At 62.3% G+C, this 25134-nt stretch carries 22 protein-coding genes and 3 pseudogenes; 9 read left to right on the top strand and 16 right to left on the bottom strand.

Going from position 1 to position 25134, the window contains the following annotated elements; all coding sequences use genetic code 11:
• Positions 1 to 153: 153 nt before the first annotated feature.
• The gene (locus QMK22_RS03545; RefSeq protein WP_283496251.1) at positions 154 to 312 is read right to left on the bottom strand and encodes a hypothetical protein; all 159 of its coding nucleotides are present in this window, start codon (positions 310 to 312) and stop codon (positions 154 to 156) included.
• Positions 313 to 867: 555 nt separating this feature from the next.
• On the opposite strand from QMK22_RS03545, the pseudogene QMK22_RS03540 reads away from it, so the two are divergent.
• Positions 868 to 2050 (top strand): annotated as a pseudogene (locus QMK22_RS03540) (IS3 family transposase).
• A gap of 232 nt (positions 2051 to 2282) precedes the next feature.
• On the opposite strand, the gene QMK22_RS03535 reads toward QMK22_RS03540, so the two are convergent.
• The 4 genes and pseudogenes from QMK22_RS03535 to QMK22_RS03520 all read right to left on the bottom strand — a co-directional run bounded on the left by QMK22_RS03535 (position 2283) and on the right by QMK22_RS03520 (position 7266).
• Positions 2283 to 5324, bottom strand: coding sequence for an RHS repeat-associated core domain-containing protein (locus QMK22_RS03535; protein ID WP_283496250.1), 3042 nt, complete (start codon positions 5322 to 5324; stop codon positions 2283 to 2285).
• A gap of 660 nt (positions 5325 to 5984) precedes the next feature.
• Positions 5985 to 6867, bottom strand: a pseudogene (locus QMK22_RS03530) (IS3 family transposase).
• Between the two features lie 69 nt (positions 6868 to 6936).
• Positions 6937 to 7089, bottom strand: a pseudogene (locus QMK22_RS03525) (Tn3 family transposase); the annotation flags it as partial.
• Between the two features lie 42 nt (positions 7090 to 7131).
• Positions 7132 to 7266, bottom strand: a complete 135-nt coding sequence (locus QMK22_RS03520; protein WP_283496249.1) for a hypothetical protein — start codon at positions 7264 to 7266, stop codon at positions 7132 to 7134.
• 263 nt (positions 7267 to 7529) lie between these two features.
• Between QMK22_RS03520 and QMK22_RS03515 the strand changes: the two genes are divergently transcribed.
• From QMK22_RS03515 to QMK22_RS03505, 3 genes are all read left to right on the top strand, one after another.
• Positions 7530 to 7751: a hypothetical protein gene (locus QMK22_RS03515; RefSeq protein WP_283496248.1), complete on the top strand. Its 222-nt coding sequence runs from the start codon at positions 7530 to 7532 to the stop codon at positions 7749 to 7751.
• Between the two features lie 472 nt (positions 7752 to 8223).
• Positions 8224 to 8649 (top strand): hypothetical protein, encoded by a 426-nt coding sequence (locus QMK22_RS03510; protein ID WP_283496247.1) that lies wholly within the window; start codon positions 8224 to 8226, stop codon positions 8647 to 8649.
• Positions 8630 to 8860, top strand: a complete 231-nt coding sequence (locus QMK22_RS03505) for a helix-turn-helix transcriptional regulator (protein WP_283496246.1) — start codon at positions 8630 to 8632, stop codon at positions 8858 to 8860. Before QMK22_RS03510 ends, QMK22_RS03505 begins: the two co-directional genes overlap by 20 nt.
• Position 8861: 1 nt before the next feature.
• Here the strand turns inward: QMK22_RS03505 and QMK22_RS03500 are convergent, their stop codons facing one another.
• The gene (locus QMK22_RS03500) at positions 8862 to 9425 is read right to left on the bottom strand and encodes a hypothetical protein (RefSeq protein ID WP_283496245.1); all 564 of its coding nucleotides are present in this window, start codon (positions 9423 to 9425) and stop codon (positions 8862 to 8864) included.
• A gap of 255 nt (positions 9426 to 9680) precedes the next feature.
• On the opposite strand from QMK22_RS03500, the gene QMK22_RS03495 reads away from it, so the two are divergent.
• Positions 9681 to 10226 (top strand): hypothetical protein, encoded by a 546-nt coding sequence (locus tag QMK22_RS03495; protein ID WP_283496244.1) that lies wholly within the window; start codon positions 9681 to 9683, stop codon positions 10224 to 10226.
• 485 nt (positions 10227 to 10711) lie between these two features.
• On the opposite strand, the gene QMK22_RS03490 is transcribed toward QMK22_RS03495, so the two are convergent.
• Positions 10712 to 11335, bottom strand: a complete 624-nt coding sequence (locus QMK22_RS03490) for an RNA polymerase sigma factor (protein WP_283496243.1) — start codon at positions 11333 to 11335, stop codon at positions 10712 to 10714.
• Positions 11336 to 12159: 824 nt separating this feature from the next.
• The gene (locus QMK22_RS03485; RefSeq protein ID WP_283496242.1) at positions 12160 to 12753 is read right to left on the bottom strand and encodes a TetR/AcrR family transcriptional regulator; all 594 of its coding nucleotides are present in this window, start codon (positions 12751 to 12753) and stop codon (positions 12160 to 12162) included.
• Positions 12754 to 12877: 124 nt separating this feature from the next.
• Here QMK22_RS03485 and QMK22_RS03480 point away from each other — a divergent pair, with 124 nt between their 5' ends.
• From QMK22_RS03480 to QMK22_RS03470, 3 genes are read left to right on the top strand one after another with little or no spacing between them, the layout of a single operon-like run.
• Complete coding sequence (locus tag QMK22_RS03480; protein ID WP_283496241.1) at positions 12878 to 13174, top strand: 2TM domain-containing protein; 297 nt, start codon at positions 12878 to 12880, stop codon at positions 13172 to 13174.
• A 49-nt stretch (positions 13175 to 13223) separates the two neighbouring features.
• Positions 13224 to 14732 (top strand): class I adenylate-forming enzyme family protein, encoded by a 1509-nt coding sequence (locus tag QMK22_RS03475; RefSeq protein WP_283496240.1) that lies wholly within the window; start codon positions 13224 to 13226, stop codon positions 14730 to 14732.
• Positions 14729 to 15988: a beta-ketoacyl-[acyl-carrier-protein] synthase family protein gene (locus tag QMK22_RS03470; RefSeq protein WP_283496239.1), complete on the top strand. Its 1260-nt coding sequence runs from the start codon at positions 14729 to 14731 to the stop codon at positions 15986 to 15988. Before QMK22_RS03475 ends, QMK22_RS03470 begins: the two co-directional genes overlap by 4 nt.
• A 132-nt stretch (positions 15989 to 16120) precedes the next feature.
• On the opposite strand, the gene QMK22_RS03465 is transcribed toward QMK22_RS03470, so the two are convergent.
• Together QMK22_RS03465 and QMK22_RS03460 are read right to left on the bottom strand one after the other, a co-directional pair.
• Positions 16121 to 17101, bottom strand: coding sequence for an SRPBCC family protein (locus QMK22_RS03465; protein WP_283496238.1), 981 nt, complete (start codon positions 17099 to 17101; stop codon positions 16121 to 16123).
• 14 nt (positions 17102 to 17115) lie between these two features.
• Complete coding sequence (locus QMK22_RS03460; RefSeq protein WP_283496237.1) at positions 17116 to 17469, bottom strand: ArsR/SmtB family transcription factor; 354 nt, start codon at positions 17467 to 17469, stop codon at positions 17116 to 17118.
• 214 nt (positions 17470 to 17683) lie between these two features.
• On the opposite strand from QMK22_RS03460, the gene QMK22_RS03455 reads away from it, so the two are divergent.
• The gene (locus QMK22_RS03455) at positions 17684 to 18124 is read left to right on the top strand and encodes a PNPOx family protein (RefSeq protein ID WP_283496236.1); all 441 of its coding nucleotides are present in this window, start codon (positions 17684 to 17686) and stop codon (positions 18122 to 18124) included.
• Positions 18125 to 18148: 24 nt separating this feature from the next.
• On the opposite strand, the gene QMK22_RS03450 is transcribed toward QMK22_RS03455, so the two are convergent.
• The 6 genes from QMK22_RS03450 to QMK22_RS03425 are packed head-to-tail and all read right to left on the bottom strand — an operon-like array spanning position 18149 to position 24904.
• Positions 18149 to 19522: an NAD-dependent succinate-semialdehyde dehydrogenase gene (locus QMK22_RS03450; protein WP_283496235.1), complete on the bottom strand. Its 1374-nt coding sequence runs from the start codon at positions 19520 to 19522 to the stop codon at positions 18149 to 18151.
• Entirely contained in the window at positions 19519 to 20790 is a 1272-nt protein-coding gene (locus tag QMK22_RS03445; protein WP_283496234.1) for a M20 family metallo-hydrolase, read from the bottom strand. The genes QMK22_RS03450 and QMK22_RS03445 overlap by 4 nt, the downstream gene beginning before the upstream one ends.
• Positions 20787 to 22505, bottom strand: a complete 1719-nt coding sequence (locus tag QMK22_RS03440; protein WP_283496233.1) for a thiamine pyrophosphate-dependent enzyme — start codon at positions 22503 to 22505, stop codon at positions 20787 to 20789. Before QMK22_RS03440 ends, QMK22_RS03445 begins: the two co-directional genes overlap by 4 nt.
• Before the next feature lies 1 nt (position 22506).
• Complete coding sequence (locus QMK22_RS03435) at positions 22507 to 23151, bottom strand: RraA family protein (RefSeq protein WP_283496232.1); 645 nt, start codon at positions 23149 to 23151, stop codon at positions 22507 to 22509.
• A complete protein-coding gene (locus tag QMK22_RS03430) occupies positions 23148 to 23546 on the bottom strand; it encodes a RidA family protein (RefSeq protein ID WP_283496231.1) in 399 nt (132 codons plus the stop codon). The genes QMK22_RS03435 and QMK22_RS03430 overlap by 4 nt, the downstream gene beginning before the upstream one ends.
• Positions 23543 to 24904, bottom strand: coding sequence for an MFS transporter (locus tag QMK22_RS03425; protein WP_283496230.1), 1362 nt, complete (start codon positions 24902 to 24904; stop codon positions 23543 to 23545). The genes QMK22_RS03430 and QMK22_RS03425 overlap by 4 nt, the downstream gene beginning before the upstream one ends.
• Positions 24905 to 25134: the final 230 nt, after the last annotated feature.

Here is a 25134-nt window from a genome sequence, read left to right as displayed (position 1 = left end):
CGAGAGCGGCGAACCGAGTAGCCGATAAACCTGACGAGCCTGTATCAACGGTCTCAGCACCTCTCTAGCAGGATCCGATGATCGTCGGATCGGGCGATGATTCAGCCAGTCCACCTGGTCGTTCCTCGTGCCATCCCGTGCCGTGCGTGGCGCTCAGTCGGTGACGTGGGCGGCGATGAACGCCGTGATGGTCTTGGCCATTGCGGGGGCCTGCGTCCACTGCAGGTAGTGGGCGCCGTCGAGCACTTCGAGCTGGTGGGTGGCAACATCGGCAAGTTCGGCCTCGTGGTTGGGCAACCAACTTGCATCCATGCTGACACTGTCGCTGGACAGAAACTCAAGCACGGGAATGTTGGCCGGGAGCGGCTTCGCGTTGGCTTTCGTCGAGTTCGCACCGATGTGAGCCCACTCATCGGAGATCGATTCGTTGCCGTAGTTCCAATTCGTCAGCGCGGCAGTTTGCTTGCGTTCGTGCGCGGTGTACGCCGTGCCGGGGGGGCTGAATGATGCTCGGCGCGATCGTACTGACCAGGCGCATCAGCCCAAGACCGTCCAACGTTCGTTCAATAGTCGACGCCTGGCCGACTGTGAGCGACGACGTCTTAGCCGTCATCGGGTCGATTCCGATGATTGCTGACACCTCACCGGGATAGGTATTGGCGTAATAGTGCGTGTATAGGGGTCAGCTCACGAAACGGAATAAATACCACGCTAAGAGTTTCCGGGCCTGTGCAGGGGGCGGAGTTTTCCGGCTTTGGGTTGGCGGGGGTTGTTCCAGGTGTAGTCGCCGGTGAGGTTTGAGCTGCTGCGGATATCTCGGACAGTGGGCCCTCTTAAAATGAGGGTTCACTGAAAGTAGAGATCAGCATGACCGCATCACGTAGGCGTTTCACCCAGGAGTTCAAAGACGAGCTGTGCCGCGAGGTGATCAACACCTCCAAGCCGATTAAGGACGTCGCCACCGCGTACGGCGTGGGCCCGGAGTCGCTCCGGAACTGGCTCAACAAATACCGCGAGGAGAACGGCGGCACTGAAGCGGATTTGACGGTGTCGGAGCGGGCTCGTTTGAAGGAGCTTGAGCGGGAAGTTCAAGAGTTGCGGGCGGAGACCGCGTTCTTGAAAAAAGCCAGCGCTTACTTCGCGCGGGAGCAGCGGTAGTGAGCAAGTATGAATACATCGACTCCCAAAAATCTGAGCCCACCAACCAGAATTCGGTCGTGAAAATGTGCCTCTGGCTGGCCGTCTCCACGTCAGGTTTCTATCACTGGGCAATCCGGCCCCAGTCCGCGACGTCGGCCCGCCGCGAGGCGCTGATCGCGCGGATTCAGCACTTCTTCGAGGAGTCCGAAGGCACCTATGGCTATCGTCGTATTCACGCCGACCTCGCCGCGGAACAGACCGAGTGCTCGCCCGAGCTGGTGCGGCAACTCATGCGCCAAATCGGCCTTGTTGCCTGCCAACCACGGCCCTTCCGCATCACGACCGAAGCCGATGCGAAGGCGGCCGCGAACATGCCCGACCTCGTCAAACGCGACTTCACCGCTGACCGCCCCGGAGTGAAATTCGTCGGCGATATTACGTACATCCACACCTGGCAAGGGTTCATTTATCTGGCCACCGTCATCGATTGCTACTCCAAGAAGGTCGTCGGCTGGTCCATCGCCGATCACATGCACCCGAGCTGGTCGCCGATGCCCTCCGCAACGCCGCCGCGACGACCCTGATCGAGCCGGACGCTATCTGGCACTCCGACCGCGGCAGCGTCTATACCTCGGCTGAGTTCCGGACTCTGGTGACCGGCCTGGGGATGCGCTCCTCGATGGGCTGCACCGGCGTGTGTTGGGACAACAGCATGGCAGAGAGCTTCTTCTCGATGCTCAAGAACGAGCGTGTTTATCGCACCGCATACGCTACGAAATCACAAGCTCGCAGCGACGTCATTCGCTATATCGAAGGGTTTTACAACAGTCGACGCCGGCACTCCGCGCTGGGTTATCGCCGGCCGAATGAAGTCCATTATGGTTATCAACAGCCAGCATTGGCAGCGTAGAAGAATCCACTAATTCCGCTGTCCGAAATGCCCGCGGCAGGTCAGTCCCTGTCGAATCACTATCGACCGATAAACCCTAACCCGAGAGTTGCTACCCCTAATAAGAACAGGACAATTCCAAATCCGCTCACAACATTAAGATTTGTCTCACGTCGTCTATGTCTACGTCCAATCAAAAACATCACGGCTCCCACAAGCATCACTACAAATCCGACACTTGAAAGTCCCAGATTCATGAGCACGTCCCATCGTAAATGTATCCCGCGATAAGCGCGCCAGCTCCAGTCGAAATTCCGACACCGACTGCCACGGCTGCGACCGGGGCTGCGCCAGTCACACCTGCTATGCCGGCGACGACGCCCGCTCCATATGTGAATCCGGCCGCTGCATTTTGAAATAGCTTCAGGTCACTGCAAGGACTTAGGCCGCTTGGGTCTTTGGCGTTGATGGGGTTGCAGCCGGCGTAACCGTAGGGGTTGGTTTCTTGTCCGGATGGGTCGTATTGGGTGAATCGGCCGATGCTGGGGTCGTAGTAGCGAGCACCGAGTTTGTAAAGTCCTGATCCGGTGTCGTAGTAGCCGCTGATGTAGCGGAGGTGGTTGGTGGTCAGCGCGCTTCCGGTGCTGACGGCTCGGGTTTCTCCGTAGGGGCTGTAGGAGTAGCCGCCGAGATACACGCCGGTTTTGTCGAACATGCCCACCACTGAGCCGAGGCTGTCTTGGGCGTAATAGTATCGGGACCCGCCACTGAGCCGGGTGCTGAGGGCTTGCCCATCCGGGGTGCGGGTGAAGGCCCGGCTGGGACCACCCAGGTTCTCACCAATTAGTCCGAGCGGTGAGTTTTGGAACGTCGTCGAGCTGTTGCTGCTGGTGAGCTGCTGTGTGTTCCCCTGCCCGTAGGCGGTGTAGCTGGTGGCACCGATGGCGGTGACGGCGCCGCGCGAGTTGTAGGCGGCAGTCTGCGCGGTTTGCCCGTTCCGGGTTTGGTTCCCGGCACCGTCATACGTCCATGTGGTGGTGTCGGTATTGGTGCTGGCGAGGCGGTTGGCCGCGTTATACGTATACGTCACCGTTCCCGCCGCCGATCCGGTACTGCCGGTGCGGGTTTGCGCGGTGCGGTTGCCGGCGGCGTCATAGGTGTAGGCCCAGGACGCACTGGCGGTCGCTCCGTTTTTCTCGATCGCGGTTTTGAGGCGGTTGAGCGAGTCGTAGGTGTAACTGGTAACAGCCCCGGCAGTGATCCCGGTCTCCAAGTAGCTGGTGCGGGTCTGGATGGTGACGCGGTCCGCGGTGGCGCCCGTGCCACCCACTGCCGTATAGGAGAAGCCGATGTCGACTTTCACGACGCCGGCGGTGTCTTTCGCTGTGATGCGGGTCGGGCGACTGGAAGCATCGTTCACGGTCGTGACGGTGGCGTTGCCGGGAAGGGTGCGCAGGGTCTCCGCGCCGTTGGCGTTGTAGCTGATCTTGATGCACCCGGAGCTGGCCGGAGATCCGGTTCCGGTGGGGCACACGCCGCCAGTTTCCAAGATTTGCACGAGCTGGTTGGCGTCGTCATAGACGTAGGAGGTGAGGTAGTTGGAGCTGTCGTCGAAGCTGGTGATGTTGCTTGCGGCATCGTAGGTGAAGTCCATTGTGCGAGTCGCCGTGACCACCTCCACCTGCTTGCGCGTGCGTCCGAGAGCGTCGAAGTAGAAATACGCCGTCGGCCCGGTGCTGTCAGTGTCCTTGGATTTGAGGCCATTCCCAAAATACTGCGTGATGAACGTCTGCCCGCCCTGGAAGGTGCTCGAGACGATTTCATCACGGACGTTATACGCATAGGTGGAAGTGGCATTGTTGCCGTCGGTGACGGTCAGGACTCGGCCGAGGGAATCATACGTATACGTCGTCCCGCCCTGCGGTGACGGCGGAGTGACCGAGGTCAAGTTTCCATCCGCGTCGTAGGCATAACTGATCGTGTTGTTATTGCCGTCCTTCGTCGTACATACCTGGCCATCGAAACCGCCACAGACACTGCCGCTATTTTCATAGGTGAACTGCTGAGGGACGGATCCGGTGCCACCGGTGGTGGTGTCGGTGACTTTGGTCGGGTTGCCCTTGGCATCGTAGGTGAAAGCTTTCCCGGCTCCGGCGGAGTCGGTGGAACACTTCGGTTGGAACGTGGTGCCGCCCGTTCCTGTGCAGCCGACCCCGGTCGCATAGGCGGCACTGGCCGCCGCGCCGGTGGGCAAGGCCACCCCGACGGCATTGTTCAACGCGTCATACGCAAACGTCGTCGTGTTGCCCGGCCCCGTGCCGAGCGCATCCGTTGATGTCGCCACGTCACTGTTGGCCGTCCACGTCTTCGACCGGCTCCGGCCGAGAGCATCGGTGGCTGTTGTGACCCTGCCCGCGGTATCAATGGTGAAGGTAGCGGTCTTACCGCGCCCGTCAGTGACGGTCGTCTGACCACTCGTGTAGGTGTAGCTGCTGGTGGAGAGGAACACTGTCGGCGTTGAATTCAGGCCGCGCTTGACCGAACTCACGCGGCTGGAGCTGTCGTACCCGAATTGCACGAGCGTGTTCGTGCTCGCACTGCCGGTCCCGATCGTGACGATGGTGGCGAGGCGGCCGACACTGTCGTAGGTGTACTGCTCAAAGAACCCCGCCGGCGCATCCACCCGGGTCAACTGGCCACTGGCATTGGCCGTATACGTGGTGACCCGACCGGCAGAGTCAGTGATCGAACTGATGACGTCGACACCACCGATGCTCTGCCACATGATCGAATAGGACCGGCCCGATGCTTCGGTCACCGTCGTGACCTGCTGGCTGGACACGTCATAGGTGAATGTGGTCCCTTTACCGTTCCGGTTCAAATTTTTCGTAATCCACCCGTTGAGGTTGAACACATACTGTTCACCGGTCTGGTTATACGTCAACGTACGCGTGTACTGCCCATCGACCAGGGTGGCGCGAAACCCAGCCGGGGCGACCCAGCTGGTGCCACTGCGGGTGAATACGGCAGTGAACCCAGTCGGGCCCGAGAACGTCGCCGTCGACGATGTGACCTTCAAGCCGACATCAGCGGCGGAAAGCGGTGAAGACCAGCCACCCCCAAACGACCCCGCCGACGGAGAGAGACCGTTGTAGAAACGGTCGTTACGAACAGCCAGAGCCGGTCCGTTCAACACCCCGTCATTCGACGTGACCAATAGATTGCCGTTGCCGAGGTTGACCTGCGCGGCGGTATCCGCTGACAGGTTGATCGTGTCGAAGCCAAAGTAGGGCAATGCTCCAATGCCCGGAGCCCCCACCACGGTCCCCGAAGATGCCCGCGACGTGGCGCTACCGGAGCTGACACTCCGATTTGCTGACGGCAGTGCCCAACCCGAGCTGGGCGGGTTCGAGGCAGCGACATCACCCGCTGCGGCACCCGCTGCTGGTGCACACGCCTTATCCAACTGAGTCGGTGGTGGTTCAACAATATTCGGATCACTCACCGCGGCCACTGGAGCTGCCGGGACGGTCAACGCGATGGCCGGGATGCTCGTGGCAGTCAGCGCGACCGCAACAGCTGTGAACAAGACAAAGAGCATGTTGCGTCGTTGCATGACACGCCGATCGATGGCGAGCACGGGACAGCTCGGTGGCCCAACTGTGGCGCAACATCAATCACGAAAACAGCCCCCGTTCGAGGGACCTTTTTTACACTGGTGTGTGGCCCCTTATGCGCATTCCCCCGATTAGGCTTGCTCGAGCTCGATGTCTTTTCGAGCTTCGCGCACATAGTGGAGCTTGCCCCATGCCGGATTGCTCTGAACGAGTATTACTTCCTCGTCCGACGCGTAGACAACTTCAAGCGACTTGTGCAGTAGGTCGTCCTGCAGGTAGACATTAAGGGGTCAGTGAGCTGCCGCGGGCATTTCGGACAGCGGAATTAGTGGATTCTTCTACGCTGCCAATGCTGGCTGTTGATAACCATAGTGGACTTCATTGGGCCTTCTGTAACCGAGCGCGGAGTGCCGGCGGCGGCTGTTGTAGAACCCTTCGATATACCGAATGACGTCGCTTCGAGCTTGTGACTTCGTCGCGTAAGCAGTGCGGTATACGCGCTCGTTTTTGAGCATCGAGAAGAAACTTTCGGCCATGCTGTTGTCCCAACACACGCCCGTACGGCCCATCGAGGACCGCATCCCCAGCCCGGCCACCAGTGCCCGAAACTCGGCCGAGGCATACACGCTGCCGCGGTCGGAGTGCCAGATCGTGTCAGGCTCGATCAGGGTCGTCGCGGCGGCGTTGCGGAGGGCATCGGCGGCGAGCTCGGTGCGCATGTGATCGGCGATGGACCAGCCGACGACCTTCTTTGAGTAGCAATCGATGACCGTGGCCAGATAAATGAACCCTTGCCAGGTGTGGATGTACGTGATGTCACCCAGTGATAGAAACCGGACGTTGACACGGCCAGCCAGAGGCACATTTTCACCACCGAATTCTTGTTGGTGGGCTCAGATTTTTGGGAGTCGATGTATTCGTACTTGCTCACTACCGCTGCTCCCGCGCGAAGTAAGCGCTGGCTTTTTTCAAGAAGGCGGTCTCCGCTCGCAGCTCCTGAACTTCCCGCTCGAGCTCCTTCAGACGAGCCCGTTCCGAGACCGTTAGATCCGCTTCCGTGCCGCCGTTCGCCTCGCGATATTTGCCCAGCCAGTTGCGGAGCGTCTCGGGGCCGACGCCATATGCGGTGGCGACGTCCTTGATCGGTTTGGAGGTGTTGATCACCTCGCGGCATAACTCGTCCTTGAACTCCTGGGTGAAACGCCTACGTGCTGCGGCCATGCTGATCTCTACTTTCAGTGAACCCTCATTTTAAGAGGGCCCACTGTCCGAGATATCCGCGGCAGCTCAGAGCTCGGGGTTCTGCATCCAGTCGAGAGTAAAGAGGGTGCGTTCGAGTCGGCCGAGCTCCCGCAGGGCTGTAGCCAGACCGTTCTGCCGCGGGTAGCTGCCCAGCTTTCGGAGCATCAGCGATGCCGTGACGGTGCCGGTCTTGATCGAGGTGTAGGAGGCCCTTCAGGTGAAGACGAAGCTCAGAACTCCATCTCAGGGAGCGGTCCACTCAAAGTCGGGCTGGTCGTTCTGCTCGCTGCCGGTCTTATCTTCATAGTCAATCCGAGAATCGCTGGCCCAACCGCTGTTGCGTTGCTTGTCCCCGCCCGTCCTAACCGGAACCACCATCCCGACATCCTCTGCCCCTTCACCGCGCCCGCCAGCCGACCGGACTGTCATTCAGACCCGCACGAGCTACCTCGAACCCAGCATCCCCGCCGCCACCAGATCGTCCGGTTTGGCGTGCTCGTAGCGGACTGCTTTGGGTTTGCGCACGGCCCTTGCACAGGCCCGGAACCTCTTAGCGTGGTATTTATTCCGTTTCGTGAGCTGGCCCCTACTCGCACGCATGGACGTCGACGAGTACGACCGGCGGATTCCTCACCCTGCACGTGCCCGAGGGCAACATCGGCTACATCACCAAAGCAACCGCCATGAACCGGGTCACCGGCACCTATGAAATTCACTTCTCCGACCGGTACTACGGCCACTACTACTGGTACACCGCCCCGGTCACGATCGAGGGCCCCGACACCACCCGACCCTCATCTGAAGTGATCCAAGGCCACAATAAGGCCATGAGCGCTGACGAGCGCGCCCAGTTCTGCGGCTAGCACGCCCCGCCCCTTCGGCCAGAAAGCCAGCTTCATAGCGGTAAATCTCTCCTCCCTCACCCGAGCATCGAGCCCACACAAACCAGGGGTGACTCGGGTGGGGGAGCGCGAGGGGTTGCCCCTCCCCGGGTCGCCTCAGAAAACGGAAAATAATCCGTGCGCTAACGGTGCCGGGTGGGCCGGAGTGGTCTGAAATTTCCTGGGCCGATTCTGGTGTTGCTGCGCCAGAGGTAGTCTCCGGACAAGCTCCCCGACTCGCACCCGACACGACGATCAGTGCGTTCACGCCCCTGTGTAGTGAACCGCATATGGGCCTCGCGGCCATTTATTTAGTTTCGATTCTCCAAAGCAGCCGCATCTCTGCGCGGAACCAATTTCCGCGCTACTCAATGTAAAGGGGCATTGACATCTCTGGCTGCGAGTGTAAAGGTTGGTTTACATCTATTCGATGCATGGAAGAAAGTGGTCCCAAATGAAGAAACAGATTGCGGGAATTCTGGTCGTGGGTATTGCCGCCATGGCTGCGCTCCTCGCCTGGGCTAATGCCGCCGGGCCAACGGGAGAGTTACTCGCTCGCATCTCGGTGGCGGTGCTGTTTGTTGGCCTGCTCGTCTGTGTGCAGCTCGTTAAACGAGCTCATCAAGAACGAACTTTGGCGTACACGGAGGGCAGCGTCGAAAAGGATGTGGCGCTGAAAGCCCAATCCGCGGCGTATATAGACGCGCTGGTAATCATGGTTCTAGCTCTTTCCGTGGTGGCGATTTCCGGCAGTTCGCCCCTCGCCCTCGTTGTCATTGTCAGCGCGATAGCGCTGCTCGTCATATCGTTCTGGGTGAGGTACTCAGTGGAGAAGAGACGGGTTCTCACGGGGGCAGGCGATGAAGAATCTCATAGCTGAATCTCGTCGTTCAGCCGGCTGGTCCCAGGAGGATTTGGCATCGAGGCTTTCGGTATCTCGGCAGACAGTTATCGCTCTGGAGCGCGGGAAATACAATCCCAGTCTCCCCGTCGCATTCCGCCTGGCGAGGATTTTTGGCACAACCATTGAGGTGTTGTTCCAGGACGATGGTTTGGGGCCGGCTGAAGCCGACCCCAAACCATCAGAATGAGCTACGCTACGCAGCCAGCAACCCTGTTGGGAAGGTAGACCTTGAGCTGCTTGTTGTTGGGGCACTTGCCGTTGTAGCTCAAGTACAGAACCCCAGCTGTGATGATCGTTCCCACAACGGCGCAGGCTACGACGCCGACGGCGGGAATCAGGCAGATGGCCGTGCCCAGAGCCAACCCGGCTCCGCTGATGATGGCATCCTGATCGAACTGGTTGAACTTGATGTACCAGCCACCGCTGTCGCTGCCGCCGGCTATCTGGGTAGTGACGACATCAGGGTCGGGCTTCGCGAATGTCATGCCGAAGTCCTCGGTGAGCTGGAATCGAGTTTGAATCGTGACACCGTCTGTCTCAGTCACCCGTGGCAGTGAGGATGCTTCCAGTTCAGCGAATGCTTCGTCGACCTGTTCCTGCGTGAGCTCGGCTGTGGCAGCAGCGGAGAAGCTGGCTGTTTGATCAGCTGGCACCGCTTCGGGCGTGGCTGCTGATGCTGCTGTGACTCCGAATGTGGCAATCAGAGCAATCGCCACAGGCAGTGCCAGCAGGTACTTTTTCACAATCTTCATTCTGTTCTCCTTGTGTTCTTGAACTTTCAAGGTGGGCATGAATTCATGACCGCCGTGATCCCCTAGCTGTTGAGAGTCCCCTCGTGATTGGTGAAGTGTCGGCCGTAGCTCGGCCGTTATCAGGGGATGTCCTGCACACCTCGGAAAGTTCAGTTTTCGATGCGACCTCGAGATGAGGTGTCTCGAATGAACCGTTCCAGCCAGCCGGACATCTCCCTGTGACGGGGAAAACCCCGATTACAGAGAGGAACCCACATGGGCAAATTGGGTAGGCAAACGACAATCGCGGTCATGGTCGCGGCAGGCATGCTGTCATTCGGGCCGGTGGCCAGCGCGCTGGCGCAACCGACCGCCCCGGCGATTGAGGTGCACTGCGCGGCAGAGGCAACACCGTTAAACGATCCGACGATGCAGAGCGAACCTGTTTGTTTCGGAACCGAGGCGGAAGCCGAAGCGTATATCGAGAGCATTCAGCAACCAGGAAATCCGGCTGCACGCAGCGCAAACGCATCTACAATCTTGGGGACCGTCTACCAGGACACCAACCGAAGCGGTTCCAGCCTCACGCTTTGGGGGTCGAATGGCTGCACCGGCTCGGTATTTGGGTTTTCATCCCTGGAGTCCGGTTGGACCAACACCATCAGCTCCGCCAGCGGGCAAAACGGCTGCTGGCTGACCCTCTACACAGCGGCGAGCTACGGCGGTTCCCGACTGAATTGCACGCCATACTGCGGAAGTCTCGGGAGCTGGAACGACGACGTAAAGTCATTGGTCTTCCGCCCGACCGGCACATTCGGATAGCGGTTACGCCACCAGGGGTGCGAGCCCGACTGTTTGGCAAATGCTGGCTGATTTGCCAGGCACAACGGCCGCACTCCCATCGCCCATCACGCACACCTGCAGTTCCGGAACCACACCCGGCTCATTAGCCGGCGTTGTGGGTTCAAACCCGGTCCCGAACACTCCCTGTTCCCACATGGCGGTACATAGCGCGAGTGCGTCCCTCGCTTGCCCGCGCCCATTGCCATCGGAGATCGCCGCCGATGATCCAGGATAGGTGCCATCAGCGTTTTGCTTTGTAGAGCTGTAGCAATGAACGATCGCTGTGTTCTCGACACTCTTCTCCTGCAGCAAGACCGTGGCACCAGTGGTGGCGACACCGGCGACGAGGACGACACTGCTCACCCAAATAAGAACGCGTCGGCGCTGACGCTGGATCCGACGAGCTGGTTCGTTCCGAAGCGTGCGCAGGAGGAGTCCACGAATAGCGTCAGTTCGTTCAGGGGTCATCTCGGGCTCAATGGAGTCCATCCTGATATCCCTTCTGTCGACAATTCTTCAGGCGTGTGTACTGATATGTCCGACTCGCCTAAATAGGTTCGAAGTTTTCGTCGCGCACTGTTCAGCCGTGACTTCACCGTGCCAGTTGGCACATCAAGCACTCCAGCGACAGCAGCCATCGAGAGCTCCTCAACGAGGCATAGATCCACGACAGTCCGTTCGACTGAGCTCAAGCGTCGCAGAGCCTGCGTGAGCTGGTTGGCGCGAACCCGCATGTCCAGCCGGTCGTCGATATCGTGGACCGGATCCACCGGGGGAGCAACGGGGAGCTTTGAGAGGAGACGCCGGTAGCGCCGTGCGGCGCGATCACTATTCAGAGTGATGTAGGTCGTAACAGACAGCAACCACGGCAGCAAGGAACCCTCGACAATCCGGACCTTCTCCCTGGATCGCCACGCTTCCAGGAACACCATTGCGACCACATCCTCCGCATCGTGCACATTGCGCACCCGGGAGTAGGCCTTACGGAAGATGCGGGCTCGATGCCGATCAAAAAGGCCAGCAAACGCGCTCTCCGTACCCGCTAGCGCTTCAAGCCACAGCGCAGCATCCGATACTTCACTACCCACTAGTCCTCCCCCCCCCTGGACGTGTCTCAGGATAGGCCGTCAGCGGCTGATGCAATCCACACCTGCTCTGGTTGCGGGGTGCAGCGACCTGGAATGTGGTGTGCCCTTCGCCCCGATATTGAACCTTTCCCACCCACCCGGACATCCCAGAGAGAATCACTCGTCCATCTCAGCTTTAGGAAGCCCTATGACAGGTTCACGAACGATCTCCGTCGATATCACCCACCTCATCCAACAGGCTCTTCTCCTGCCGGATCCCGCACGAGATACCCTGCCAGCGCAATCGCTCTACGGTGAAACGCCAGAAAGGACAAAAATGCCCAGCGAACAGCGCCGCGCAGCGGCTCCATCACGCCTGTGACGGCGTTAGCCGTGGTTTCAGAGTGAAGTCACTCTGATATCACCGGCCGCGAAGCGGTTCCACTTCGGTGAAAGGGGGACGGCGGCCGCGCCGCCGTTTCGTCGCGTCCGCGCGGGGCGTGTGCCTGGTTCCAGCAGGATTGCCGTGCCGGTGCCGGTGCCGGTGCCGGTCCGGGTGTCGGGGGAGTCGCAGTAACCCTCACCGCTCTACAGACCTAACGATTTCAGGGCCGCACCCTACGCAGCCTCGCCCAGGTACTGCCACCGGTTCTCCGGGTTGAGCAGACCAGCCCCCACCAGCTCGAGCGCGGAGCGGTGATCAGCGAGGTTCGTGCTGGCCCGCGGATACCGCGGCCACACCCGGTTCGCATCACTAAAATATACATATATGTAGGGTTTAGTCAAGAGATTGTGCAGTGAAATCGAAAGTCGATCGACGACGATATCGCGGACCGGCCGAACGGTTATGACGCTTGAGGCCCTACTTGCAGCAGGGCTCGGATCGTTTGCGGCAGTACGTGCTCTACCTCGTGCTCTGAGAGACGGCCGGTTCTCACTTCGGACGCCGCACCGTGCAGGATTGCGAAATAGCATGCAGTCTGCCAATCAAGAGAATGATCGACGCGAAACTCACCCTCCGCTCGACCGCGTGTCAGGAGTTCCTGCACGCGTGCCCTCTGCCTGTCATGACTGCCGTGCAGGTCCTGGTCCGGTAGGGCCTGCGCGACGACAGTGCGTAGTGTGCTGAGGCTCTCCACGAGCTTCCAGGATGACGCGACGAGCGCATCCATCGCCTGCCATGGCGTTCCACCCAGATCGACGCTCTGAAGCTCCGATTCCACACGTGTCATCGTGCGATCAAGGAGCGCAGCCAGAAGCGCGTTTCGGGACGAGAAATGACCATACAAGGTGACTCGCCCCACACCCGCGGCTCCTGCAATGTCAGCGATACTCGACGCTGGGTTGGTGGCCAGGCACGTGGCCGCCGCCTCCAAAATCGCGTCGCGATTGCGGATGGAGTCCGATCGCACCGCGCGCTCCCGTTGTGTCTGTGCCATTTCCAGCTCCCACCCGATTCGCTATCTCAGACACAACTGTACGTGATTGCCCGATTGACGCTGGTGGTCCGGCGGGCACGCGCGCCAATAGACAGGTACGAGTGCTCGGCGTATCGTGAAGTCGATGATGAGCGATGACGAAGAGTTGAGAAGAGAAGCACGAAGACGGCTCAAGGCGCGCGCGGGCTTTTGGACTTTTGTCGGCGTGTGGGCGGCTGTGTCGATTCTGTTGACAGTCATCTGGTTCCTCACGAGTTCCGGGGGATACTTCTGGCCGGTCTGGGTAATTTTTGGGATGGGAGTCGCGGCGTTGTTCGTGGGGTTGGATGCCTATGGACCGGGCCGGCGTTACCAAACCGAGTCCGATGTTGACGCGGAGGTTGAGCGGATGACGCGGCGCCGTGGCCCGCGCGACCCCTAAAATTGCTCCCGTAATGAAGAAGCGAACGTCGATCTGAAGGGGACCGCGGGTGCCGATAACGCGGGCTGTGCTGGCCATGGCCGAACAGCACGGCGACCAGCCGGCGATCGTCGCAACAGACGGCCAGCTAACGTACGCGCAACTCATCGACAATTCTCGGCCCATGTTCACGGTCGTGGATGCCCTGCACCGGGCACAGCCCACACCGCCGATGACCGCGCCGGCGACTCGCGGTGTCCCGATCACTGCCGTGAGCCTTGCCTCAGCCTTCCACACCGCGCGCATCATCGCGGGGCTTGCGGGATTCCGGGCCGTGTCGGCGACCATCGATCCGGAGTGGCCGCTGGAGCACCGCACCGCGGTCATCCTCGCCACGGGAATCGGTGTTGTGATCAGTGACTCGGCAGACCTCGCCGTGGCCCTCGCCGCGCGCGAGTGGACGGGCACAATCATCACGCTCACCGATTTCATGCAGCACGAGGCGGATGCCGCGCCGACAATCGACCCGGCGGTGCGGGTTGATGAAGAGCCGTTTCTCCTTCTCTTCTCGTCGGGCACCACAAACAATCCCAAGGCATTTTTGAAGACCCGGGGCCAATACCGCGCGAATTTCGCTGTCTCCAGCGCGCACCTGGAGCCTGGACCCGGCACCGCGACGCTCGCGCCCGGGCCGGTGTCGTACAGCCTCACCCTCTACGCACTCATCGAGAGCCTCGCCTCCGGCGGCAGCGCTCACCTGGCGGATGCGTTCGATCCGGTGGAGCTGGGCCGCCGCATCCACGACGAGAAGATCACCCGCGTTGTAGCAGTTCCCGCCGTGGTTCAGGCCCTGATCGATGCCGCCCGTCGCGCTACGCACCGATTCACGACGCTCGAGCTGGTCGTCACCGGCGGCGCGAATCTGCCCGCGATCCTGCGCACTGGGCTCGAGAACGTGCTGCCGAATGTGCGGCTGATCAGTTATTACGGGGCCGCCGAGATCGGGTTCATCGGCGACAGCCGCAACGGCGACGGCACCCGTATCGGTATCTACGAGAGCATCGGTGTGAGTATCCGAGACAAGGATGGCAACGAGGTGCCCGACGGTGAGCTCGGGACGCTGTGGATCCGCGCCGCCGCCTGCTCCGACGTGTACCTCCCCGGAACGACGGATGCCACGCTCAAGGGCCCCGACGGTTGGGTGACCGTGCACGACCACGGCCGACTGGTCGACGGCGTACTTGTGCTAGCGGGCCGCGCCGGAGACATCGCCGTCACGGGCGGGCACAAGGTGACGTTGCCGGAGGTGGAGCGCGCCTTCGAGGGGATGCCGCACCTCGGCGCGGTCTGTGCGATTGCGCTCCCGCACGGGCGGCTGGGTTCTGTCGTCGGTCTCGTCATCGAAGGTGCGGTGCCAGGCAAGGGCGAGCTTCTGAACCGCGCACGGGAGAAGCTGGCGCCGCAATTTGTGCCGCGCCGGTGGTACCGAGTCGAGCGGTTACCGCGCACCGTCGGCGGCAAGATACGTCGCACCGCCGCCGCCGAGCTTGTCGCGCGGGGAGAGGCGGAACGGCTGTGAAGGATCGGCGCCGCGCGGTCATCACTGGGCTCGGGGCGATCACCCCGAGCGGCCTGAACGTGCCAACGATGTGGGATGCCGTTGTCCACGGCCGCAGCGCCATCACGACGCTGGACGGTGCCGAGTTCGCGAACCTGGCCGTGCGCATCGGCGGACAGGTGCGCGGATTCGAGCCGGCCACGGTTCTGGAGGCGAGCCTCGTCCGCCGGCTCAGCCGCAGCCAGCATTGGGCGGTCGCAGCCGCCGACCAGGCCATGACACAATCGGGATGGACGCCCGGCGTGACCGCCCTCCCGTGGGATCCGCACCGGTTCGCGGTGATCGCCGCCACGGGAGCTGGGCCGGTCGATGCCATGCAGCGGGCCACCCGCGCCCTTGACCAGCGCGGTCCGCGGGCGGTGCCACTGACGCTTGCGATCTACGGCGCGCCCGACGCGGCCGCCTCCGTACTCAGCCAGCGATACCTGGCGTTCGGTCCCGCCCAGGGCGTGTCGGCGACGTGCGCCAGCGGGGCGATCGGTCTCGGCGAGGCGATGCGTCGCATCCGTCACGGCTACGCCGACGCGGTGCTCGTGGTCGGTGTGGAGGACTGCCTGAACCCGGTGAATCTCTCATCGAACGCGAACATGCGCGCACTGGCACGCGGGTATGAGCACGATCCCGCCGCCGCCTCCCGGCCCTTCGACCGGGCGCGCTCCGGCTTCGTGATGTCGGCGGGGGCCGGCGCCGTCCTGCTCGAGTCCGAGGAGACCGCCCACGCCCGAGGTGCCGTCGCACTGGCCGAGCTGGCCGGATTCGGAGCCGCCAGCGACGCTTACCACGCCACCGCCCCGCATCCGCAGGGCCGGGGAGCGGCGCGGGCCGTTCGCGACTGCCTCGCCGACGCGGGCATCGCACCGGATGCCGTCGACCACATCAATGCCCACGGCACCGGGACTCCGGCCGGCGACGCCGCCGAGTTGAACGCTCTGGAATCCGCACTCGGCAACCGTGCCCACCGCATCCCGATCAGTGCGACCAAGTCCAGCATGGGGCATCTGCTCGGGGCATCCGGGGTTATCGAGGCGATCATCGCCGTGCAGTCGTTGCGCGACGGGATACTGCCACCCACAGGCAACCTGGACGACCCCGAGTTCGAGGGCTGGGACTTCGTGGCCGGCGAGGCTCGCAGCCAGAGTGTCAATACCGTGCTGTCGACCTCATTCGGATTCGGCGGGCACAACGGCGCACTCGTGGTCACGCGGGGCCCGACGTAGACCCACCACATCCGGAATTCCTGAAGCGGTGGGTCGGCCACCCCGCTTGCTGACTTCCGCGGCTTCGGCTGGCTGGTCCAGAGGGCCGGCCAGCCGGTTCGGGGCCGCGTGCCCTGGTCACGCCGCAGCCGACTATGCGAGTGTCGGCTGCACCAGCCCGTCCAGACGCCGGTAGCTCGCTTCCATGCCGTCCGTCATGCCGGTCGCAAGCACAGCGTCGCGCTGCTCGAGATTCGCATAGGTGATGACGAGTGCGAGCAGCGTTCCTCCCTCGACAGCGGTAAGGGTCAGCTCGTTGAGCGTTGCAGGAAAATCCATCCCGATCATGGACTCGGTCGTGACGGCGCGATATGGCTCATCCGACTCCAGCAGCTCGCCGGTGAAACCGAATCGTTCGTCGCCGCCATCCCGCTGCCATTCGTAACGGTAGTGGTCGCCGACCGCGGTCGCGACCTCGCAAACGGGCATGGACCAGCCGTCCGGCCCGAGCAGCCACCGCTGCATGAGCGCGGCATCGGTATGAGCCCGCCACACCTGGTCGACGGTGCCGCGGATAACGCGAGCCACCCGCACCTGGGTGTCGCTGAGCACCTGCGCTTCCGCCCCGCGGTCGGCCGAGAATGCCGCCAGGTCGGCCAGCACCGCGTCGATCTGGACCATGGCCTCACGGGTACCTTCGAGCATGCCCATATCTAGGAGCTGTTGCATCTGCTCGAGTGAGTCGAAGTGCGCGGTCGTGCTCAGTCGGCTGCCATCGGTCGTCGCCTCGAATGCGAAATCCATTCGCGTGGCAGGGAGGTCGGGGTTGGGCTCGCCGGCTTCGTTTGCAAATCTGTCGAGCACTTCGAACGCGTTCGGGGCATCGGCCGACGTCCAATCCCAGCACCCGTAGTGCGCGTCTCCCTCGGGGCCGGTCATCACGTACACGCTGCGTCCGCCGGCCACGGCGTCGTGCCGGAGAAACTTGGCCGGATAGCTGGGCGGTCCCCAGAACCGCTCGAGCTGGCGCGGATCGGTGTACGCGTCCCATAGCCGATGGAGCGGGGCTGTGAAGTCGGCGACGATCGTGATGGTGAGCTGGTCGAGGTCCTTCTCGACGGAGGTGACGGGCATGACGTTCCTTTCGATTAGAGGGCGGATGGAGCGGGATCGCTTTTTGCGAGCAGGTTGTCCAGCCGATCCGTGCGCGCGCGCCACATGTCCTCGAACCGGTCCAGCAGTCGCTGCGCCTGGCGGATGCGATCAAGGTTTCCCCGCACCATCCGCTCGCGACCGCGTGATTCCTTGGTCACAAGCCTGGCATCCTCCAATACGGCCACGTGCTTCTGGACTGCCGCGAAGGACATCTGGTAGCAATCCGCCAACTGCGACACCGAGATAGCGGCGACGAGAGTGCGGCGCACGATGTCGCGCCGCGTCGGGTCCGCGAGGGCGCGGAAGATACGGTTGACATCCTGTTCGGAAAGCTCTGATACAACCATTTGGTTGTACGATAATCGTCCGTGGCGAATAGCGCAAGGTGAAGATGCACCGAATTGCTCCCCGTCTCGCACGACGTGCAGGGTCGCGCTCGAGTGGCCGACTCCCACCGGTTCGGTGAGCGCGTTCGCGGTCGATCTGAGCGAGTTTGGGTTTGCCGGTACAAACTCGAACGGCGAGCTTACTCAGGCGCGGTGGCGGTGAGATGCTGTTGGCATGAATCTCGGATCGATGCTGCGGCGTGGCTGGCTATTCACGATCAAACACAGCCTGAACCGGCTGACCGGCCACATGGCACGCCGCGGCCGGGGGCAGTTCTCGCTCGTGCGTACCGTGGGTCGGAAAAGCGGAAAGCTCTTTGAGACACCGATCATCGTGCAACCGATCGCCGGCGGCTTCGTCTGCGAGCTGACCTACGGTCCTACGGTCAACTGGTACCGCAATCTGGTGGCGGCGAACGGCGGCGAGATAGTGCGTGACGGGGTGACCACGAAGATCGTCGGGCTCGAACCGATGACAACCGCCCAGGGCGTTGCCGCGTTCACCCCGTTTCAGCGTCGGGTACTCAAAGTCCTCAAGCGCACCCACTTCGTGAAGCTCGTTGCCGCCGAATCGCCCACGGCCGGGCCACCGTATCATGCCCCATTTCTGGGCTGATCGGGCCCGGTCTGCTCCTCGGAGCTACGACGAACTCGACGTGCGGATGAGCTTGCGGTTGACGAACTCAGACATGCCGTATTCGCCGAGCTCACGGCCGATCCCCGACGCCTTCACTCCACCGAAAGGCAGCCCCGGTTCCGTCCTGGACGGCGCATTGATCGACACCATGCCCACATTGAGGTTGTCGACGACGCTCGCAAGCGCCTGCGGGTCAGAGCCGAAGACGACACTCCCGAGACCGTAAGGCGTGTCATTGGCCAGTTCCACGGCCTCCGCAATCGAAGCGACCCGATGCACCACCGCAACCGGACCGAAAATCTCCTCGCGGTACGCCCGCGCCCCCGGCCGCACGTCAACCAGGATGGTGGGTTCGACAAACGCACCGGCGCGCTCCGGCCGGCCGCCGCCGACCAACACGCGAGCGCCCTCATCCACTGCGGTGCGAATCTGGGCTGTAACGTTCACCGCTGCCGCCTCCGAGGCGAGCGGGCCGAATGCGACCTTCTCCCGCGGGTCACCGACGACCAGCGCGCCCACGCGCGCCACGAAGTCAGCGATAAAGCTGTCATAGACCTCGTCGAGCACAATGAATCGCTTGGACGCTGTGCAGGCCTGACCGGCGTTGCCCATGCGACCGGCGACGGCAGCGGTGACCGCGGCAGCGAGGTCAGCGTCTGCCAGCACGATGAACGGATCCGAACCGCCCAGCTCCAGCACGTATTTCTTCATTGCCCGGCCGGCAATAGCGCCGACGGCACTGCCGGCACGTTCGGAGCCGGTCAACGACACTCCCTGTACTGCCGGGTGTTCAATAATGTGGCGAACCTGGTCTTCGGTGGCTAAAACATTGAGGAAGACGCCCTCGGGTGCGTCCGCCTCAGCGAAGAGTTCGGCTGTTGCCTCGGCAGACTCCGGGCACTGCGGTGCGGGCTTGAGCAGCACGGTATTGCCGAGCATGAGGTTGGGGGCGATGAATCGCGCTAGCTGATAGTACGGGTAATTCCACGGCATCACTCCGAGAAGAACGCCCAGGGGGTCGGAACGAACTGTCGCGGTACCGCTGGCAACATCGATCGGCTTATCAGCGGAAAAGGCCGCACCGTTGACAGCGTAGTAATCGTAAATGTCAGCAACGAGATCCACCTCGCCGAGGGCCTCATCGATGGTCTTGCCCATTTCGCGAGTGATGATCGCGGCCAAGCGTTCACGGTTGCTGCGATGCAGCGCCGCAACACGCCTGAGCACCTTCGCGCGCTTCGACTTGGGAGTCTTGCGCCACGTGCTGTAGCTGGCGGAGGCGCGCTGGATTGCGGCATCCACTTCAGCATCCGTTGCGGTGGGGTAAACCCGAACCTCTATGTTGGTGACCGGATCGGTTACGGCGTAGCGGGTCATCCGTTTTCTCCATCGAGTTCGCCGGCGCCCAGGCGTCGCACGACATCGGTGAGTACCGCGGCGCCGGCGATCAGGTCTTCATCACGCGTGTATTCGCCTTCGTTGTGCGAGATTCCTTCTACGGAGGGAACGAAGAGCATGACCGTGGGAACGACCTCTTTCATATTGATCGAGTCGTGCCCGGCCACGGTCATGATTTCCGCGTGGGAATATCCGGCAGCCTCGGCACTGGATCGCGCCAGCTCGACACCGGCCGTTTGGTATGGGTTCACTCCCCAGTTGTGGGAGAGAGCGCGTTCGATGGTGACACGGGCGATGGACTCGATCTCTGAGAAACGGGCATCGAGCAGCGCGTTTGCCTCGGCGAGCACAATTTCGTCGGCACAGCGCAGGTCGAGCAGCAGCGTTGTCTCTGAGGCCACAACCACCGGAGAATTCGGATACACGTCGAGTTGCCCGACCGCCGTGTGCAGCACTCCAGGAAATCGGTCGGCGAGCTCGCGAGCGAACACGACGAGCAGCGAAGCGCCGTACAGGGCATCGTGACGGTCTTCCATCACCGTCGCACCGGAGTGGGCCTGCTCACCCCTGACGACAACACGGTATTTGCTGGCTGCCCAGCTTGCCGTGACCAAACCGATCGTGATCTGCGAGTTCTCGAGGATACGACCCTGCTCGATGTGGATCTCTGCGGAGTAGGCAGCTGTCGGACCGTCGCCGTCGCCAAGGAACCCGGTCGGTCGCATGGCCTCTTCAACCGTAACTCCGGTGTGGTCCTGGATGGCCAGTGCTTTTTCCAGCGGCATAACGCCGGTGTAGACACTGCTGCCCATCATCGAGGGGGCGAAACGCGAACCCTCTTCGTTGAACCAATTAACGACAGCCAGGTTGTAACGCAGCGTGCTGGTGCCCGACGCATGTTCGGCCGCAACGCGAAACGCAGCGTGGGCTGCGGAGAGCACGCCGTAGGCACCATCGAAGCGACCGGCGGTCGGCTGGGAATCCATGTGCGACCCCACGACGACGTAAGGTTCACCCGGGGCGACGTCGAACAGGCCGAATTGATTTCCGATCCGGTCATACTCGACGCGGAAGCCATTCGCTTCGAGCAGCCCTGCAAACCACCGACGTTGTTCGATATCAGCGCTGCTAGCTGCCTGCCGTTCGACTCCGCCTGCCGGGGTGGCACCGAAGGCGCTCATCGTCTCGAAGTCACGCAAGAAGTCTGCGACGCTCGGAGCGGGGATCATCGTGCGCGTGCCGGTCATCTTTGTCCTTCAATCGGGTTGTTGTATGCGTGCTCTTGGGCGTCGTCCGCACCGGATGGCGCGCGAACCTCGGGGTCCTGCATGATGTGCAGCACAGCAGGCAGTCCGCTGGCCCGTGCCCGACGATAGGCATCACGGAATGCGCCGATCTGGGAGACCGTTTCTCCGTGACCGCCGTAGGAACGTGCCAGAGCGGCAAAATCGGGATTGGTCAGATGCGTGCCGGAGGGCCGTCCGGGGTAGTGGCGCTCCTGGTGTTCCCGGATGGTCGCGAAGACACCGTTGTCGGCGATCACGGCGATGAACGGGGCGCCGTAGCCCACGGCGGTGGCGATCTCCTGGCCATTCATCATGAAGCAGCCATCACCGGAGATCGACACGACCTCGCGGCCGGGAAATGCCAAGGAGGCAGCGACCGCTGCCGGGATACCGACACCCATCGCACCGTTTCGGGGTGCGACCAGCGAGGCGGGAGCGTTGTGCGACAGGTAGCGGCCGGCCCACACGGCGTGGTTTCCGGCGCCGTAGGTGATGACGGCATCCGCGGTCAGTTCCTCGCGCAGCACGGCCATCACCGCGGTGAAATCCACATACGGCGACTCCGCCTCGATGGCGGCCGTGCTCGGCGTGGCGAAGCGGATGGCGGCGGCGACAGCCCGATCGAAGCGCGGGCCGTCCTGAACTCGCGGGCTCGTTTCGGCGAGAGCTTCGGCGAACGCAACGTGGTCACCCGTGATGAGTTGATCGAGTCGGCCCGAGTGGCCCACGGGCTCACCGGGAAGCACCACGACTGTTTCGGATTCCAGGCCCAGCTGGTAGCCGTCGCTCATCACGTCGGTGCGTGCGGTGCCGATCAGAACGGCCGTGTCGGCCTGGGCCAGAAGTGCCGCTGCCGCGTCGCTGCGCCCGTAGCCGAGGGACCCGGCGAAAGCGGGGGTGGCACCGCCATGTGGCACCGCGTCGTAGGCACGGAAGTCGGCAAGCACGGGGATGCGGTGCGCAGCGGCCCAGTCGATCAATGCCGATCCAGCGGATGCCGTCCAGCCTTCGCCGCCGACAACAACGACGGGTCGTTCGGCCGCATCGAGGCGTGCGACTACCTGGCCGAGCTCGATGTCGCTCGGGCGGGATACGTTCAGCGACCGTGGTTGCTGGGTTGTTGCGCCACCGGCTGACAGTCGGATCACGTCTTCGGGCAGTCCGATGACGACGGGGCCGGGTCGACCGCTGCGCGCAATGAAGATTGCCTCGGACACCACTCGCGCCGCGGCGCTGGGATCGTCCAGGGTGACGACCTGTTTGGCGGTGCTGCCGAACCAGCCGGTGAGGTCGAATTCCTGGAATGCGGCACGCCCCCGGTCGGCAACCGGAATGAGTCCGACGAAAAGCACCAGCGGCGTCGCATCCTGCCACGCGGTGTGCACGGCGATGAATGCGTTCGCTGCTCCCGGGCCGCGAGTGACGAGTGCGATTCCGGGCAGTCCGGTGAGTCGACCCTCCGCGAGCGCCATGAGCGCCGCACCGCCTTCGTGCCGAGTGATCACGGTGTTGATCGTTGAATCGTGCAGTCCGTCGAGAACGTCAAGAAAAGACTCTCCGGGAACGCCGTAGGCTCGCTGCACGCCTTCGCGCTCCAGCTGGGCGACGATGAGGTGGCCCGCCGACACCGGTGCACTGCGCGTGCCGGTGTCGATCAGCTCGGGGGAGATTGTCATATCAGTGGCCTTTCGGGGTTCCGGTGGGGGAGTGCAGCACGAGAAGCTCTTCGAGTGGTTCACCGGCAGCAATGCGTTGGAGAAGTTCGGGTTCGGCCGCATCCGAGGCTCGAGCGCGCTCATAGACGGCGGGGTCGATGTGGCCGGGACGCAGCGCAACAATGCCGTTGTCGTCACCGAGCACGACATCGCCGGGGTGGATCAGTACGTCCCCGATCATGACGGGCACATCGGCACGAGCCAAACCGGAATCGAGCAACTTGGTGGTGAGATTTGTGAATCCTCGTGCGAACACGGGCAACGGCCCGTCTTGCAGCGCCTGGCGATCCGTCACGAGACCGTCCACGACGATTCCGGCAAGTCCGCGGGCCGCGGCAGCAGCACGCGTGATGTCACCGACCGGAGCATGGCGCCCTCCGACGACCTCGATCACCAGCACGCTACCCCGAGGTGCGGCGATGATGGCGCGGTTCACGGCGACGGCGTCGGGTTCAGCGAGATGGAGGGTGTAGGCAACCCCCGCCATCCGAGCGCCGGGGACCACAGCGGCCATCTCCGGTGCGCAGAATCCCTCCTCGAGGAAATGCCCGAGTGTGGCCAGCTCGATTGACTCAAGCGCCGACAGCACGGCTTCGGCGTCGTTCATATCCGGTCGCTCACGTCGGCGTCGCTGACTACTGCGACGCACTCAAGTTCCAGCGACACGCCCCAGAGCGATACGCACACCGTGGTGCGGGCTGGCAGCAGTCCGCCGAAGTATTCGCGATACACCCTGTTGTACAGCTCGAGGTGATCCGGATCCGTCAGGTACCCGTTGAGTTTGACGACGTGCTCCAGCGACGATCCGCACTCGGTCAGGAGGGTCTGAAGGTTGTCGAGAGTGCACCGAAGCTGCGCTTCAAAGCCGTGCGGAATCGAACCATCCAACAGCATCGGGATCTGGCCTGAGGTATAGATGAGGCCCCGGGCGATCACCGCCTGCGAGAACGCTCCGACCGGCGCGCGGAGCCCCTCAACCGTCGAAACCCTCCTGATCGTCATCGAGAAGCCACCGAAACCTGCATCAGGTCGACGGAGTCGATATCCCGGTTTCGGTTGTCCGTCAGGATCAGCAGAGCGATCAGTGACAGCACGGATGCTCCGACGATGTAGAACGCAATCGATGAGCTCTGGCCGGTTGCGTTCAACAGCGCCACGGTGATGGCCGGCGTAATGGCCGAACCCAGCAGACCCGAGAGCATGTACGCCACAGAGAGTCCCGAGTACCGCACCTTGGTGCCGAACAGTTCAGCCAGGAAGGTGGCGATCGGGCCGTAGTTGGCCGAGAAGGCGAGCATCATGAGTGCGTACGCGACGAAGACCATGAAGTTGGAGCCGCTGTCCAGCATCCAGAAGAACGGGAATGCCAGAACGGCTTCTGCTGCGACACCACCGAGGATGACCTTCTTACGGCCGATCCGGTCGGACAGGCGCCCGAAGAAGGGGATGGCGAGGAACGCAACGACACAGGAGAACATGACCACTGAGAGCATGAAGCCGCTGGAATGTCCGAGGTCGGTCGTGCCGTAGCTCACGCCGGATGCGACCAGGAGCGTGAAGGTGGATCCGGTGGAAAGCGTCGCGACGCCGCCCAGAAGAACCTGCTTCCAGTAGTTCTGCATGAGGTAGGTGAACGGCAGCTTGGCTTTGGCGCCCTGCTCACGCACCTGAGTGAAGCTCGGCGTCTCTTCAATGTGCAGGCGGATGTAGATTCCGACACCGACCAGCAAAGCGGATGCCATGAACGGAATACGCCAGCCCCAGGCAATGAGATCCTCATTGCTCATCGTGGCCGCGACGATCAGGAAAGCGACGTTCGCGATAAGCGTTCCGATCGGAACGCCGACTTGCACGAGCGACCCGTACCAACCGCGGCGGTTTGCGGGAGCATGCTCAACTGTCATCAGGACGGCGCCGCCCCATTCCCCTCCGAGCGCCAGACCCTGAATCAAACGCAGGGACAGCAAGATGAAGGGTGCGGCTATTCCAATGGTTCTGGCGTCGGGGATGAGGCCGATCGCGAAGGTGGCGGCGCCCATGGTGATGAGCGAGATCAACAGCATGGATTTGCGGCCGAGGCGGTCGCCGAAGTGACCGAAGAACACGGCGCCGACTATACGTGCCGCGTAGGCCGAGGCGAAAGTGAGGAAAGCCAACAGGGTTCCGAGCGCGGGGTCGAGATCGGGAAAGAACACCTTGTTGAAGACGAGTGCCGAGGCCGTGCCGAAGAGGAACAGGTCGTACCATTCCACGGTGGTGCCGATCACGCTGGCGAGGGCGATCTTTCGCATTTTGGTTCGATCGAGTCGCGCTGAGGCGACTTCCTCGGACCCGGTCGGAGCGAGTGGCGTCGTTGTCATTGTGTCCTCCGGAAGGGCGAGTTGGTGAAGCTGTGTGAGATAACACTCTCTTTTCTCCGGTCGGGTGGCAATCGGCATTCGCACACGGATTTGATTCAAAACTGTGCGAATGCACACTCTGAACCATCGGGTCGTCTATTCATGTGTTATCTCAATCCGGTATCCGGCCCGGGACCCCGGGGGAAAATGCAGCATCGGGCCGTGTAAAAGGCCCGGGGAAGACCTCGAGC

This window comes from Cryobacterium sp. PH29-G1 (genome assembly GCF_030063365.1).
GTDB lineage: Bacteria > Actinomycetota > Actinomycetes > Actinomycetales > Microbacteriaceae > Cryobacterium.
This window is presented reverse-complemented; position numbering and strand designations above follow the sequence as displayed.

Excerpts from the sequence above, each read along its gene's own strand:
- QMK22_RS03545 (WP_283496251.1), bottom strand. The coding sequence starts at position 312 with ATGGATGCAAGTTGGTTGCCCAACCACGAGGCCGAACTTGCCGATGTT.
- QMK22_RS03520 (WP_283496249.1), bottom strand. The coding sequence starts at position 7,266 with ATGGTGGTTCCGGTTAGGACGGGCGGGGACAAGCAACGCAACAGCGGT.
- QMK22_RS03510 (WP_283496247.1), top strand. The coding sequence starts at position 8,224 with ATGAAGAAACAGATTGCGGGAATTCTGGTCGTGGGTATTGCCGCCATG.
- QMK22_RS03505 (WP_283496246.1), top strand. The coding sequence starts at position 8,630 with ATGAAGAATCTCATAGCTGAATCTCGTCGTTCAGCCGGCTGGTCCCAG.
- QMK22_RS03500 (WP_283496245.1), bottom strand. The coding sequence starts at position 9,425 with ATGAAGATTGTGAAAAAGTACCTGCTGGCACTGCCTGTGGCGATTGCT.
- QMK22_RS03495 (WP_283496244.1), top strand. The coding sequence starts at position 9,681 with ATGGGCAAATTGGGTAGGCAAACGACAATCGCGGTCATGGTCGCGGCA.
- QMK22_RS03485 (WP_283496242.1), bottom strand. The coding sequence starts at position 12,753 with ATGGCACAGACACAACGGGAGCGCGCGGTGCGATCGGACTCCATCCGC.
- QMK22_RS03480 (WP_283496241.1), top strand. The coding sequence starts at position 12,878 with ATGATGAGCGATGACGAAGAGTTGAGAAGAGAAGCACGAAGACGGCTC.
- QMK22_RS03465 (WP_283496238.1), bottom strand. The coding sequence starts at position 17,101 with ATGCCCGTCACCTCCGTCGAGAAGGACCTCGACCAGCTCACCATCACG.
- QMK22_RS03460 (WP_283496237.1), bottom strand. The coding sequence starts at position 17,469 with ATGGTTGTATCAGAGCTTTCCGAACAGGATGTCAACCGTATCTTCCGC.
- QMK22_RS03455 (WP_283496236.1), top strand. The coding sequence starts at position 17,684 with ATGAATCTCGGATCGATGCTGCGGCGTGGCTGGCTATTCACGATCAAA.
- QMK22_RS03450 (WP_283496235.1), bottom strand. The coding sequence starts at position 19,522 with ATGACCCGCTACGCCGTAACCGATCCGGTCACCAACATAGAGGTTCGG.
- QMK22_RS03445 (WP_283496234.1), bottom strand. The coding sequence starts at position 20,790 with ATGACCGGCACGCGCACGATGATCCCCGCTCCGAGCGTCGCAGACTTC.
- QMK22_RS03440 (WP_283496233.1), bottom strand. The coding sequence starts at position 22,505 with ATGACAATCTCCCCCGAGCTGATCGACACCGGCACGCGCAGTGCACCG.
- QMK22_RS03435 (WP_283496232.1), bottom strand. The coding sequence starts at position 23,151 with ATGAACGACGCCGAAGCCGTGCTGTCGGCGCTTGAGTCAATCGAGCTG.
- QMK22_RS03430 (WP_283496231.1), bottom strand. The coding sequence starts at position 23,546 with ATGACGATCAGGAGGGTTTCGACGGTTGAGGGGCTCCGCGCGCCGGTC.
- QMK22_RS03425 (WP_283496230.1), bottom strand. The coding sequence starts at position 24,904 with ATGACAACGACGCCACTCGCTCCGACCGGGTCCGAGGAAGTCGCCTCA.